Raw genomic sequence first — 13,412 nt, 5'->3', positions numbered from 1 at the left:
CATGAGTTCAGACGTACCCGAACCGACCGACGTAGACGCACGAGCAGTAGAGAACGTCCGCATCGAGGACGAGATGGAGCAGAGCTACATCGACTACGCGATGTCCGTCATCGCGGGTCGTGCGCTCCCGCGCGTCGAGGACGGCCTCAAACCCGTCCACCGGCGCATCCTCTATGCGATGCACGAGATGGGGGTCTCGAGTGGCTCGAGTCACCGAAAGTCGTCCTCGATTGTCGGGGAGACGATGGGGGATTACCACCCCCACGGCGACAGCGCGATCTACGACACCCTGGTCCGGATGGCCCAGGACTTCTCGATGCGCTATCCGCTGGTCGACGGCCAGGGGAACTTCGGTTCGATGGACGGCGACCCGGCCGCCGCACAGCGGTACACGGAGGCCCGGATGTCGCCCATTTCCGAGGAGTTGCTCGCTGACATCGAGAAGGACACGGTCGACTTCTCCTCGAACTACGACGACCGCCTGCAAGAGCCCGACGTGCTCCCAGCGGCGTTTCCCAACCTGCTGGTCAATGGCTCCTCGGGGATCGCGGTCGGAATGTCGACGAACATTCCGCCCCACAATCTGGGCGAGGTCATCGACGCGACCATCGAGTTGATCGACGATCCCGAGGCGACCGTCGACGACCTGATGGACCACGTCAAGGGGCCGGACTTCCCGACGGGCGCGAACATCGTCGGCCGCGACGCCATCTACTCGGCGTACAAGACCGGCCGCGGCCGGGTCCGCGTCCGCGCCGAGTACGAGGTCGAGGAGTGGAAAAACGGGCGCGAGCGGATCGTCATCACCGAACTCCCCTACCAGGCCAACAAGGCCCGCCTCGTCGAGCGCATCGCCGAGGACGTCAACGAGGGCGAGATCGAGGGCATCTCCGACCTACGCGACGAGTCCGACCGCGACGGCGTCCGCATCGTCATCGAACTCAAACGCGGCGCGAACGCGGACGTCGTCGAGAACAAACTGCTCGAGAACCACCTGGAGCGAACCTTCGGCGTCATCAACCTCGCGCTGGTCGACGGCCAGCCCCGGGTGCTCTCGCTCAAGGAAACGCTCGAGGAGTACGTCGCCCATCGGCGCGAGGTCGTTCGCCGGCGCAGCGAGTACGATCTCGCGGAGGCCGAGGATCGTGCGCACATCCTCGAAGGCCGGCTGACGGCCGTCGAGAACGCCGAAGACGTCGTCGAGCTGATCCGCGACAGCGAGGACCGATCGGCTGCGAAAGCGGCGCTGCAAGACGTCTACGACTTCTCTGCAGACCAGGCCGATCACATCGTCCGGATGCAACTCGGCAGCCTCACCTCGATGGAGGCCGCCGAGATCGAAGCCGAGTACGAGGAGGTCCAGGCCGAGATCGAGCGCCTGACAGAGATCCTCGAGAGCGAGTCGGAGTTGCTCGAGGTCATCAAAGACGAACTCCGCGAGATCAAAGCCGAGTACGGCGACGAGCGTCGGACCTCGATCATCGAGGACGAAGGCACGGTCACCCACGAGGACCTCATCCCCGAAGAGGAGGTGTTCGTGGTCATGACCGAGGACGACTACGTCAAGCGGATGCCGATCGAACGGTTCGACCCCCAGGGTCGTGGCGGGAAAGGCATCATCGGCGCGGACGTCAAGGAAGACGACCGCGTCGCGACGGTCTTCCGGGCCAACACCCACGACTACCTGCTGTGCTTTACGAATCAGGGCGAAGTCTACCGGCTCAAGACCTACGAAATCCCCGAGATGGGCCGGACTGCCCGCGGGAAATCCGCGGTCAACATCCTCGATCTCGACCCCGGCGAGGACATCACGGCGATCGTCGACACCGACGCCTTCGACGACGACGAGTTCGTAACGATGGTCACCCGCAACGGCTACGTCAAGCGGACCGCCGGCGCGGAGTTCGACAACATCCTCTCGACGGGGATCATCGCGGCCGATCTCGAGGAGGGTGACGAACTGGTCGACGTCGAGGTCACCGACGGCACACAGGATCTCGTCATCGCGACCGAGGGCGGCATGACGATCCGGTTCGACGAAGACGAAGTCCGTGCGATGGGGCGCAACGCCCGCGGTGTCAACGGCATCAAACTGCAAGACGACGACGCCGTGGCGGGACTGGTCGCGACGGACGAGGACGACGGGCAGGCGCTGTTGACCGTGACCGAGAACGGTTACGGCAAGCGGACGCCCCTGGCCGAGTACAGCACCCAGTCACGATACGGCAAGGGGTTGATCGACATCAAGACCGGCGATCGCAACGGCCCCGTAACGGCCGTCAAGGCGGTCGACCCGGATGACGGGCTCGTGCTGATGAGCGAGCGCGGTCAGATCGTCCGCACGCGGGTCGACGAGATCTCGACCGTCGGTCGCAACACGATGGGCGTGATCGTCATGGACGTCGAGGACGGCGACGCGGTCGCAAGCGTCGACGTAATCCCGGCGGCCGCCGCCGATGGAGATGCAAATGCAGATGCGGACGCCGACGCTGACACGCTCGAGTAACCTGCCCGTCGGTTTCGCATCGGCTCGACGCGAGTTCGAGAGCGATTTTTTGTGGATTGAAGAGCGCAGGCGCTACGCAGAAGTGAGACGAGAGCGGCTATCTGTCGATCAGTGAGCCGGCTCTTCGGCGGGTGCAACCATGTCGTCGATCCGGAGAATGAGGATGTTGTTCGTGTCGTCTTTGCCGTCGACGGTGCCATCGATGACGAGTTTCGACAGCGGTGTCGGGCCGACGGTGACGGAATCGCCCTCGTGAATGTCGCTGACTCGTCCCTGAACGTGAATCTCCGCACGGCAGAGCTCCGGATGGTGCACACTCGAGAGGTCGATCTCCTCGATGATGGTGTCATCGACGGGTTCGCCCTCGTGTTGTAGCGGAACCGATGCGGGCTCGTCCATCTGCTGGATCTCGAGTGCTTCGTAGGCGGCGGCTGTGGGTTTGTAGCCGCCTTTCGGCCCCGGTACACCCTCTACTAGTTGGAGGGCTTTGAGACTCTGCATCTGGTTACGGATCGTCCCGGGGTTGCGGTCGACCTGCTCGGCAATATCTTCGCCTTTGATCGCGTCTTCGGACTCCTTGTGGAGGTTCGTCAGGGCGCGAAGTATTTTCTTCTGGCTGGGGGTGAGTTCGATGGATGACATAGTGATTTATTCGTATTTGGTTTCCTTAAACCCGGCGGGTGAACCGGATATTTTGCCAACGTTGTGACGGTTGCACCGGGAATGCGAGGGCTTTCGCACTGTCCGCCCACGGCGAGGCGAGCATCCATGGGTCCCAGTGTCGTCGCGATCGCCACGGCATCCCCGGCAGCTACGACGACGATTGGGGTTCGGCGGGTGGTGCAACCCGGACGTGTATGGCGACAGACTCGGGCAGCGAGACTGGTTCGTCGGCCTCGCTCGAGCGTGCCGTCACCATTCCGAACGGAGCGATCTCGACGATCTCGAGGTCGACGCCGGGCTCGACGCCGTGGTCGGCGAGATACGAGAGTACCTCGGGGTCGTGGTCGGCGACCTCGGCGACGGTCACGACCGCCCCTTCCTCGAATTCGGTGATGGCCTCGCCGTCGGGTCGCTCCGGCGGCTCGAGATCGGCACTGGGGATCGGCGACCCGTGCGGGTCGACCGTCGGCTCGCCGAGCGCGTCGGCGACGCGCGCCTCGAAGTTCTCGCTGATGTGGTGTTCGAGCCGGTCAGCTTCTGCGTGGACTTCCGACCAGTCGTAATCGAGGTGTTCGGTGAGGTAGGCCTCGAGCAGCCGGTGATGGCGGACGATCTCCAAGGCGACGGTCTCGCCCTCGTCGGTCAGGGTGACGCCGCGATACTTCTCGCGGTCGACCAGATCACGCTCCTCGAGTTTGTCGAGCATGCTGGTGACTGTCGGCGACGTGACGTCCAGCTCCGCCGCGATCTCGGAGGTCTTGATCCGCTCGTCGGTCTCGCGCTGGAGCTGATAGATCGCTTTGAGGTAGTCCTCCATCACGTCGCTCAGCATCATGCTGTCCCGAGTTTAGACAGGTCTAACCCTAAAGCTATCGCCACCGAGACCGTCCGTGTGTGATCGACTAGACTGTCGCGTGTCCACGCAGCGACTGTGACTGACCACCACGGTCAAATCGATCGACGGCGTAGCGGGTCTATGGACCGGACCGTCAGGATCATCGGCGCGCCGATGGACTACGGGGCGAACCGTCGTGGCGTCGACATGGGCCCGTCGGCGATCCGCTATGCGGGACTGGCCGACGGCCTCGAGCGGGCGGGCGTCGAACCGATCGACGACGGCGATCTGTCGATGCCCCGGGCCGAAGAGCGCGACCCGGACGCCGACCAGCCCCACGGAGGGAATGCGAAGTTCCTCCGGGAGATCGAGGACGTCTGCCGGCGGCTGTGCGACCGCGTCGCGGCGACGCGTGCCAACGGCGAGTTCCCCCTCGTGCTGGGTGGCGACCACGCGGTCGCGATCGGGTCGCTTACCGGGTCGGCCCGCGAGGCCGACCTGGGCGCGATCTGGTTCGACGCCCACGCTGACCTGAACACGCCCGAAACCTCGCCGAGCGGCAACGTCCACGGGATGCCGCTGGCCGCCGTCCTCGGGTACGGCACGTTCGGCGAGACGGAGTGGGCACCCGCCACCGGGCTCGATGAATCGTCGGTCGCCTACGTCGGCCTGCGGAGCATCGACGAGCGCGAGCGCGACCTGCTCGAGGAGAGCGAGCTGACGGCCTACACGATGTCCGACATCGACCAGCGTGGCGTCTCCGCGGTCGTCGAGGACGCCCTCGCGGTCGCGACCGACGGTACCGACGGCGTCCACGTCAGCCTCGATCTGGACTGGCTCGATCCCAAAACAGCACCCGGCGTCGGCACGCCGGTCCGCGGCGGCGTCACCTACCGGGAGGCTCACGCCGCACTCGAGACCCTCTCCCGGCGCACGGAGGCCGACGAAGTCTTGCGATCGATGGACGTCGTCGAAGTGAATCCGATTCTGGACGAAGCAAACGAGACGGCGACGCTGGCGGCCGAATTGACCGCGAGCACGTTCGGGAAACGAATCCTCTAGAGCAGGTTCAGGCCGCCTCGAGCGCCGTTCGCCGGCCGACAGCGTGGTGTCGTGCAAGGCGTGACCACACCGACTCCGGTTTCAACAGCTTTGTATCATAGTGTTACTCACTGTGATGTATGACTGAGAACGTTGTCGTGCTCGGAGCCGGCTATGCCGGCACCGGCGCGATCAAAAGGCTCCAGTCGGAGCTTGGCGGCAACGTACGGCTGACCTGGATCGCCGACGTCGATTATCACCTCGTTTTGCACGAATCCCACCGTGTGATCCGCGACCCCAGCGTCCGCTCGGATATCACCTTCCCGGTCGACCAGATCGCGTCCCCGGCGACCCGATTCATTCAGGACGAGGTCACGGGACTGGACGTCGACGAACAGGTCGTCGAACTCGCGGAGAGCGAGGACGTCGAATACGACTACGTCCTCGTCGCACTCGGCAGCCAGACCGCCTACTACGGCATCCCCGGTCTCGAGGAACACGCGCTGACGCTGAAGAGTCTCGACGACGCGCTCGAGATCCACGAGGCCGTCAAAGCGGCCAGCCAGGACGCGACCCGCAGCGATCCCGCACAGGTCGTCATCGGCGGTGCCGGCCTTTCGGGCATCCAGACCGCCGGTGAGATCGCCGAGTTCCGCGACGAACACCGCGCGCCCATCGAGATCCACCTCGTCGAGGCGCTCGAAGAGATCTTCCCGGGCAACGATCCGGAGTGCCAGCAGGCCCTGCGCGACCTGTTAGAGGAAGCCGGCGTCCGCATTCATACGGACGATCCGATCACCCAGGCCACTGAAGACCACATCGAGTTCGACGATGGCGAACCGCTCGAGCACGACGTGCTGATCTGGACCGGCGGGATCACGGGTCGTGACGCGATGGACGACGTCGACCTCGAGAACGAGCACAACCGTGTGACGACCAGCGCGAACTTCCAGACCTCCGACGAGCGCGTGTTCGCGGTCGGTGACTCGGCGATCATCGATCAGGGGGACCAGCCCGCACCGCCGACGGCACAGGCCGCCTGGCAGGCCGCCGAGGTCGCCGGCGAGAACATCGCTCGCGCGATCGCGAACCGTCCATTGAAGACCTGGGAACACGAGGACAAAGGGACCGTCATCTCGGTCGGTGACAAAGCCATCGCCCACGACGTCAAGCCAGCGAAAGGCATCTCCCTGCCCGTCGACACGTTCGGCGGCCTCCCGGCCGAGAACTTGAAGAAGCTGATCGCCGCCCGCTGGATCGCCGACATCACCAACTGGAACGAAGCCCGCAAGTCCTGGTCGTCGCTGTAAGGGTTCGCGACACTGCTATTCTACAGTCGTCTCGTCGTCGTCCGATCCACCCATCGGCTCCGCCGGCACGCCCGCGACCGTCGTCCCCGGTGGCACGTCGCGAGTCACTAGCGAGTTCGCCGCGATGCGGGCATCGTGCCCGATCTTGACGCCGGGCAGGACGATCGCGCCTGCGCCGATCATCGCTCGTTCGCCGACGACGACCTCGCCGGTTCGATACTCGTCTTGTAAGAACTCGTGACAGAGGATCGTCGCGTCGTAACCGACGATCGCGTCCGCCTCGATGGTGATCAGGTCCGGCCAGAAGACGTCGGGCGTGGCCTCGAGCCCCCACGAGACGCCCGGACCGACCGTGACGCCGATGCGACGTAGGAGCCAGCGTTTGAATCGGAGACTCGGGGAAATCCGGACGAGCCAGACGACGATGTAGTTGATCGCGACCCGAAGGGGGGAGCGGGCGGTGGTCCAGTAGGTCAGCGAGTTTCGTGGTCCGGGCGTCTCGTGGTGTGTGACGCGCTCGTGTCGTGGCGTCGTATCGTCGGAAGCCGTCACTACCATACTCTTGGAGAGATCGTTACATGAAACCGATCGATGCGGAACCGGCGTGACGCTGGCAGCGGACCGGCGGGAAGTACCCAACTAGTAAGGGAACATTGGTGTAATCGTTCGTGCCGGGTCCTTCACTGTGTCCCGATCCCAGTCGAATACCCTCGAGATGGAAACGATCCACGAGCTCCTCGCGAACACGACACGTAGGGACGCGTTAGCGGTTCTTCGCGCGGTCGAACGGACGACACCGGAAGAACTGGGCCGTCGACTCGCCTCGTCGAAGCGCGACTGTGAGGCGGACGACCCCGACACGCGACGAGCGATCACGATCGCACTGGTCCACAAACACCTTCCACGACTCGACACACACGACGTCGTCGACTACCGGCACCACGACGCGGTGGTCACACTCGGCGAGAACTTCGACGACCTCGAGCCGTTTTTCGAGCCACTCGAACACCGCGCGTGACGACCGACTACTCGACCGCTCGATCGCCCGGAACCCCGACAAGGTCCCGAAACGCGGACCCCGAAAGCCCACAGCGGTAGGCCGGCTTGAACATCATGTTCGATCCACCGGCCTGGACGTTCCACGCCGACGCGATCTCGTCGCGCAAATAGTACTGGGCGCGCTCGTTGCCCTCGGCGACGTAGTAGTCGCTGATGCGGATCGGGTCGCGCTCGAAGAGCCCGCCGGGCTCGCGGCCGTCGACGATGACGACCGGTTTTTCGAGGTAGAGGTCGCCCCCTCGAGCGCGCTTGGCGTGGGCGTTGTCCGGATGGGCGTCAAGGATCGCTTCGCGCTCAGCCCGGGGCATATCCGGCGTCACGACGGCCACGTCGGCGACGGTAAAATAGCCGATCAGGTAGCGGTGGGCACGGTCCCCGTCCGGCCGACGCAAGCCGGCGTAGAAGCCGACGACGTCGCCGGGCTCGAGCGCGCGGAGCCGCGAGACGTAGCCGCTGGTCCGGTGTTCGCCGTAGGTCAGTGCCTCGAAGTTGGGATCGTGGTGGAGCGGCCACGACTCGAGTTCGTCTCCGCTAACCGTTTCGGCCCCGTCGCCGACCGGCTGGGGTGTAATCCGGGTCGTCAGATCGGCGGCGACGCTGTCGCCCGCCCGCAACTCCCACGAGCCGAGCGTCTCCGATTCAGTCGTCTCGCGGGTTTTCTCCGGAATCGGGACGTACTCGAACCGGCCGTCGTCGTACAGCGGTGCGAGCGCACCGACGTTCGTGCTGTCGGCACCGACGCCGGCGAGAACGACTGTCATATTCAGTTGTACGCGCCGATCGGCGCGACACAGCGATAAATCCGCCGAAAGCGAGGTCCGATCCCGGGACAGTAGTCGGTCGGCTCGACTGCGATCTCTCCCGGTGGGGCCGAAGACGTCCTCGAGAGGTACCCTTATCGGGCCAGGGGTTCCACACCCGCCTATGCGTATCACCTTTCTCGGAACGGGCAGTGCCATGCCCACGGGCGAACGCTTTCAGACGGGCATTCTCGTCCAGGAGGACGGCCGCACGCTGTTGATCGACTGCGGTGCTGGGGTGCTTCAGCGACTCCAGCAGTCCGGAGTCGGCTACGAGAACGTCTCGACGGTCCTCCTGACCCATCACCACCTCGATCACGTCGCCGACCTGCTGCCGCTGATGAAAGCCCGCTGGCTCGCCGGCGAGGACCACCTCGAGATCGTCGGCCCGCAGGGCACCAAGGCGCTGGTCGACGACCTCCTCGATGTCTACGAGTACATGCAGGACAAACTCGAGGTGCAGGTTCGAGAGGTCGTTCCCGGCGAATTCACCGTCGCTGGCTTCGATGTCTCGGCCTACGAGACGCGCCACTCGGTGCCGTGTCTGGCCTACCGCTTTGGCGATCTTTTCACGTTCAGCGGCGACAGCGAGGCCTTCGCCGGGCTGGCGAACTTCGCGGAGGGATCGGCTATTTTCGCCCACGATTGTTCGTTCCCCGACGACGTCGACGTCTCGAACCACCCGACGCCCGACGCACTCGGCCGAGAGCTCGCCGGCCGGGAGCTCGGCCGGGTTTACCTGACCCACCTCTATCCGCATACCGAGGGCCGCCACGACGAGATGCTCGAATCGATCACTGCTCACTACGACGGCGACGTCCGGTTCGCCGAGGACCTCCAGACGGTCTCGGTCGAGTAGTCGAGCCGTCGCTCGATACGAGTGATCGGCACTCGAGACTGTCACGGAAACGTTACGAAGCAAACCGTTTCATCGGTGGCCACCGACAGGTAGCACGTGAATAACACGCCTTCACTGACCGTTCGATCGGAAACGACGTGACAGCGGTCGTTTCGGGATCGTCGCTCGCGGCCGTTGCGTTCCGATTCGCAAGTGTTAGTATGAAGATAACAACAGCTGTATGCCGGCTCCGTTAGTAGGATAGTCACAACAGATGAGGACGAGAGCCGAGCCGACCGTTCCGCGGGGTGGATGGCCGTGAGTCGTGCCGACCGGATCGCCGACGTAATCACGACACACTCGCAGATCGTTCTCGTTGTACTCCTGCTCGTGACCGCCGTCGTCGGCGCGGGCGCGCCGATGGTCGACGACGAGTCGTCGCTGGACCAGTACGAGAGTGACTCTCCCGAAGGGGAGGCCCTCGAGTACGCGGAGGAGAACTTCACGACCGAGGATCGGGAGAACACGACGACGGTCCAAGTGATCGTCAGGGGTGACGACGTCCTCTCGAAGGAGTCGATGCGCTCCTCGCTCGCCTTCCAGCAGGAGCTGCGCACCGACGAGTCGATAAACGCCACTCTGGTCGATGACGACCCGATCGTCGGCGTCGAGAACATCGTGGCGACGACCGCGATCCGCGAAGAGCAAGCGGAAGAACTCGCCGAGCGCGGGGCCGAACTCGAGGCTCGCAGCGCCGAACTCGAGAACCGGAGCGCCGAACTCAACGAGACCGCCGAGGAACTCGAGCAGCGCGGGGCCGAACTCAACGAGACCACCGACGAGCTCGAGGCGGCGCTGAACGAGACCGTCGCGCTCGAGACGGAATACGCGGAGCTGAACGCCTCCTACGAGGCCGGCGAAATCTCCGACGAAGAGTACGAGCAGCAATCGAGCGAACTTGAGGCCGAGTTCGACCGCGTCTACGCGGAGGCGACGGCCGACCTCGACGAGGAGCAGTCGTCGCAGTTCGCCGCGGCCATGACGAACGCACGGGAGATCCAGTCGTCCCTCGTCGACCTCGAACGTGCCTACGAGGCCGGGGAACGCACCGAGGAAGAATACGAGCAGCAATCGAGCGAACTCGAGGACCAGCTCGAGGACGTCTACGTTCAGGGCACGCGGGGCGTCCTCGAAGCGGAGTTCGCTCAGCTTGAGGAAGACAGCGAACAACTCGAGGCCGACTTCGAGGAGCTCGAGGAAGATAGCGAACAACTCGAGGAAGATTTCGAGGAACTCGAGGAAGATCGCGAAGAACTCGAGGAAGCCGACCAGCCACCGCTGGACGAACAGATCGACGCCCTCGAGTCGCTGAACGAGTCGGAGTACGAGGAGACGCTCACGAGCGTCCTCTCGGAAGACGGCGACCGTGGCGGCGACATGGCGTTGCGCCTGATGCCGACGTCCTACGAGCCGGGCTCGACCGAAGCGGACGCCCGGATGCTGTTCGTGATCCAGTCGACCGCGAGCGGCGAGTTCCAGGGCCCAGGATCGGTCGACGAGAGAACGAGCGACAGTCAACTCGAGATCCGCGAGCTCGCACAGGATTACGAGGATGAACTGATCGTCTTCGGCTCGGGCATTATTACCGACGAGATCGACCGCTCGATGAGCGACAGTTTGGCGATCGTCTCGCCGCTCGCCCTGCTGTTCGTCGTCGTCGCGCTGTTGATCGCCTACCGCGATCCGCTCGATATCGTCCTCGGTGTCGTCGGGATCGCCGCGGTCTTACTCTGGACGTTCGGGTTCATGGGCTGGGCCGATATCGCGTTCAACCAGATGTTCGTCGCCATCCCCGTGCTCTTGATCGGGCTTTCGATCGACTACGCGATCCACGTCTTCATGCGCCATCGGGAGCAACGCACCTCGGAGACGGGAGGTGGGAACGTTTCACGACAGGCAGCCGAACCTACCGACGTGCGGGGCTCGATGACCGTCGCCCTCGCGGGTGTCGGTGTCGCGCTTGTCTGGGTGACTGCGACGACCGTCATCGGCTTCCTCTCGAACCTCGTCAGCCCGATCGGTCCGATCCGCGAGTTCGGGATCGTCAGCGCGTTCGGCATCCTCGCTGCGATGATCGTCTTCGGCGCGTGGATCCCCGCAGCGAAGGTCGAACTCGACACCCGGCTCGAGGAACGTGGAATCGACCGACACAAGCGGGCGTTCGGCACCGGTGGCGGCCGCCTCGCCGACGTGCTCTCGGCGGGCGCAGTCGTCGCCCGGAAGGCGCCGGTAGCACTCCTGCTCGTCGTCCTCGTCGTGACTGCGGGCGGCGTCTACGGCGCGACCCAGGTCGACACCAGCTTCGACCAGGAGGACTTCCTCGCCGACAGCCCACCCGCCTGGACGCAGAACCTGCCCGAGCCGTTCCAGCCTGGCGAGTACAGCGCGAAAGACGACCTCGAGTACGTCAACGAGAACTTCCAGCGCCAGGACACGCAGGCACAGCTCCTCGTCAAGGGTGACGTGACCGACGACGAGACGCTCGAGCGCGTGGCAGCGACCCAGGACGACGCCGCGGATCGCGACGTGGTGTACGTGCTCGCAAACGGCGAGGCCGACGTCCGCAGTCCGCTGTCGGCCATGGAAGACGTCGCGGCCGAAAACGAGTCGTTCAACGAGTCGTTCCAGGCGGCCGACACCGACGGGGACGGTGTCCCCGACGAGGACCTCGAGGCGCTGTACGACGAGTTCTACGAGGCCGATGCCGAAGCCGCGGGCGACGTTCTCTACCGCGCCGACGGCGAGTACGAGGCCCTCCGACTCGTCATCTCGATCCAGGGCGACGCCTCGACCGGCGAGACGACCGACGAGATGCGCGACGTCGCTGCGGACTTCGCCGACGGCGACGACCGCTGGTCCGTGACCGCGACCGGCGACCCGGTCGTCAACCACGTCGTCGAGCAGGACCTGCTGAACACGGTCCTCGAGAGCCTGCTGATCACGCTCGTGGCCGTATTCGTCTTCCTGACGGTCGCCTACTGGCTGACCGGCAACAGCGCAACCCTTGGCGCTGTGACTCTGCTCCCGGTCGCACTCGCGGTCAGCTGGATCCTCGGAACGATGTACCTGATCGGGATGCCCTTCAACGTCCTGACTGGGATGATCACCAGCCTCACGATCGGGCTCGGAGTCGCCTACAGCATCCACGTGAGCGCACGGTACACGCTCGAACTCGAGCGGCAGGGCTCGGTCTGGGACGCCATGCACACCACCGTGACGGGCACCGGCGGTGCCTTGCTGGGCAGCGCGGCGACCACTGTCGGCGGGTTCGGCGTCCTCGCCTTTGCCATCCTCCCCGTGCTCGAGCAGTTCGGGATCATCACCGCGCTGACGATCATCTACGCCTTCCTCGCGAGCGTGCTCGTCCTGCCGACCCTGCTCGTGCTCTGGACGCGGTACTTCGGTCCCGACGTCCCCCTCGGGTCACCCGCGGCCGCGAGCACGCAACCCGCCAGCGACGGCGGCCGTCCCGACGACGCCGGTGACGATCGATGACCGACGACGAGGGCGAGGCCCTCGCGGCCTTCGAACGGCTCGGGCTCACGACCTACGAGGCGAAGGTGTTCATCGGACTCCACCGCATCGGCTCGGGTACTGCCCGGGACGTCTCCGAGGTCGTCGACGTCCCACGATCGCAGGTGTACGGCGTCGCCGAGCGCCTCGAGGAGCGAGGTCTGCTCGAGGTCCAGCAGTCGAACCCCATCCGCTACCGGCCGGTCGACATCGACGAGGCCCGCCAGATCCTGCGCGAGCGCTTCGAGAACGAGCAGGATCGGGCCTTCGAGTATGTCGAGGACATCCGCCGACAGCCCGCCGGCGAGGAAGAACTGGAAGACATCTGGACCGTTCGCGGGCGCGACCGCATCGACGACCGCGTCGTCGACCGCATCGCCGACGCCGAGGAGCGTCTTGTCTTCGCGGCCCGACTGCCGGCGCTGCTTACCGACGCCATCGCTGCGATCCTTGAGGAACGCGCTGCCGCCGGCGTCGACGTCGTCGGCGTCAGCGCCACATCGGCGGTTCGCAACCGACTCGAGCGACTCGAGGGCGTCACCGTTCGCTCGCCGCCGGTGTCCCGGCAGGGCGACGACCGCTCCGGGCGGATGGTCCTGACCGACGATGACGGCGTTCTGCTCTCGGTCGTCGACGCGGACGGCAGCGAGACTGCCGTCTGGAGCGCCGACTCGCTGTTTGCTTCGGTCTTGATCCAGTTGATCGAGACGGGCTCCGAGATGCCGCCCGATCGAGAGTGACCGGCCGGTACGCATACGGGCCGCTGTCCGGCAGTGCTGGCGCACCC

Annotated in this window: 11 protein-coding genes; 7 read left to right on the top strand and 4 right to left on the bottom strand. The window is 65.1% G+C overall.

Features of this window, described 5'->3' with window-relative positions; translation table 11 throughout:
* Position 1 precedes the first annotated feature (1 nt).
* Positions 2–2,506 (top strand): DNA gyrase subunit A, encoded by a 2,505-nt coding sequence (gyrA, locus tag ACFR99_RS00195; RefSeq protein WP_390283129.1) that lies wholly within the window; start codon positions 2–4, stop codon positions 2,504–2,506.
* A 108-nt stretch (positions 2,507–2,614) separates the two neighbouring features.
* Here gyrA and ACFR99_RS00190 read toward each other — a convergent pair whose 3' ends face one another.
* On the bottom strand, positions 2,615–3,148 hold the full coding sequence (locus ACFR99_RS00190; protein WP_390283127.1) for an Rrf2 family transcriptional regulator: 534 nt from the start codon (positions 3,146–3,148) through the stop codon (positions 2,615–2,617).
* Positions 3,149–3,317: 169 nt separating this feature from the next.
* On the bottom strand, positions 3,318–4,004 hold the full coding sequence (locus tag ACFR99_RS00185; RefSeq protein ID WP_390283125.1) for a metal-dependent transcriptional regulator: 687 nt from the start codon (positions 4,002–4,004) through the stop codon (positions 3,318–3,320).
* A 141-nt stretch (positions 4,005–4,145) separates the two neighbouring features.
* On the opposite strand from ACFR99_RS00185, the gene rocF reads away from it, so the two are divergent.
* Entirely contained in the window at positions 4,146–5,066 is a 921-nt protein-coding gene (rocF, locus tag ACFR99_RS00180; protein WP_390283123.1) for an arginase, read from the top strand.
* Between the two features lie 119 nt (positions 5,067–5,185).
* Positions 5,186–6,355, top strand: a complete 1,170-nt coding sequence (locus ACFR99_RS00175) for an NAD(P)/FAD-dependent oxidoreductase (RefSeq protein ID WP_390283121.1) — start codon at positions 5,186–5,188, stop codon at positions 6,353–6,355.
* A gap of 15 nt (positions 6,356–6,370) precedes the next feature.
* Here the strand turns inward: ACFR99_RS00175 and ACFR99_RS00170 are convergent, their stop codons facing one another.
* Positions 6,371–6,907 carry an acyltransferase gene (locus tag ACFR99_RS00170; RefSeq protein WP_390283120.1) on the bottom strand — a complete coding sequence of 179 codons (537 nt, stop codon included), beginning with the start codon at positions 6,905–6,907 and terminating at the stop codon, positions 6,371–6,373.
* A gap of 133 nt (positions 6,908–7,040) precedes the next feature.
* Here ACFR99_RS00170 and ACFR99_RS00165 point away from each other — a divergent pair, with 133 nt between their 5' ends.
* Entirely contained in the window at positions 7,041–7,373 is a 333-nt protein-coding gene (locus tag ACFR99_RS00165; protein ID WP_390283119.1) for a DUF7344 domain-containing protein, read from the top strand.
* 7 nt (positions 7,374–7,380) lie between these two features.
* Here ACFR99_RS00165 and ACFR99_RS00160 read toward each other — a convergent pair whose 3' ends face one another.
* Positions 7,381–8,175, bottom strand: coding sequence for an Nmad3 family putative nucleotide modification protein (locus ACFR99_RS00160; RefSeq protein ID WP_390283117.1), 795 nt, complete (start codon positions 8,173–8,175; stop codon positions 7,381–7,383).
* A gap of 163 nt (positions 8,176–8,338) precedes the next feature.
* On the opposite strand from ACFR99_RS00160, the gene ACFR99_RS00155 reads away from it, so the two are divergent.
* From ACFR99_RS00155 to ACFR99_RS00145, 3 genes are all read left to right on the top strand, one after another.
* Positions 8,339–9,073 (top strand): MBL fold metallo-hydrolase, encoded by a 735-nt coding sequence (locus tag ACFR99_RS00155; protein ID WP_390283115.1) that lies wholly within the window; start codon positions 8,339–8,341, stop codon positions 9,071–9,073.
* 297 nt (positions 9,074–9,370) lie between these two features.
* The gene (locus ACFR99_RS00150; RefSeq protein WP_390283113.1) at positions 9,371–12,607 is read left to right on the top strand and encodes an efflux RND transporter permease subunit; all 3,237 of its coding nucleotides are present in this window, start codon (positions 9,371–9,373) and stop codon (positions 12,605–12,607) included.
* Positions 12,604–13,365: a TrmB family transcriptional regulator gene (locus tag ACFR99_RS00145; RefSeq protein ID WP_390283111.1), complete on the top strand. Its 762-nt coding sequence runs from the start codon at positions 12,604–12,606 to the stop codon at positions 13,363–13,365. The genes ACFR99_RS00150 and ACFR99_RS00145 overlap by 4 nt, the downstream gene beginning before the upstream one ends.
* Positions 13,366–13,412 lie beyond the last annotated feature (47 nt).

It is taken from the genome of Haloarchaeobius amylolyticus (assembly GCF_042678045.1).
Classification (GTDB): domain Archaea; phylum Halobacteriota; class Halobacteria; order Halobacteriales; family Natrialbaceae; genus Natrinema; species Natrinema amylolyticus_A.
This window is presented reverse-complemented; position numbering and strand designations above follow the sequence as displayed.

Bases quoted from the DNA above. Each gene is read 5' to 3' on its own strand.
- gyrA (WP_390283129.1), top strand. From the start codon at position 2: ATGAGTTCAGACGTACCCGAACCGACCGACGTAGACGCACGAGCAGTA.
- ACFR99_RS00190 (WP_390283127.1), bottom strand. From the start codon at position 3,148: ATGTCATCCATCGAACTCACCCCCAGCCAGAAGAAAATACTTCGCGCC.
- ACFR99_RS00185 (WP_390283125.1), bottom strand. From the start codon at position 4,004: ATGATGCTGAGCGACGTGATGGAGGACTACCTCAAAGCGATCTATCAG.
- rocF (WP_390283123.1), top strand. From the start codon at position 4,146: ATGGACCGGACCGTCAGGATCATCGGCGCGCCGATGGACTACGGGGCG.
- ACFR99_RS00175 (WP_390283121.1), top strand. From the start codon at position 5,186: ATGACTGAGAACGTTGTCGTGCTCGGAGCCGGCTATGCCGGCACCGGC.
- ACFR99_RS00160 (WP_390283117.1), bottom strand. From the start codon at position 8,175: ATGACAGTCGTTCTCGCCGGCGTCGGTGCCGACAGCACGAACGTCGGT.
- ACFR99_RS00155 (WP_390283115.1), top strand. From the start codon at position 8,339: ATGCGTATCACCTTTCTCGGAACGGGCAGTGCCATGCCCACGGGCGAA.
- ACFR99_RS00145 (WP_390283111.1), top strand. From the start codon at position 12,604: ATGACCGACGACGAGGGCGAGGCCCTCGCGGCCTTCGAACGGCTCGGG.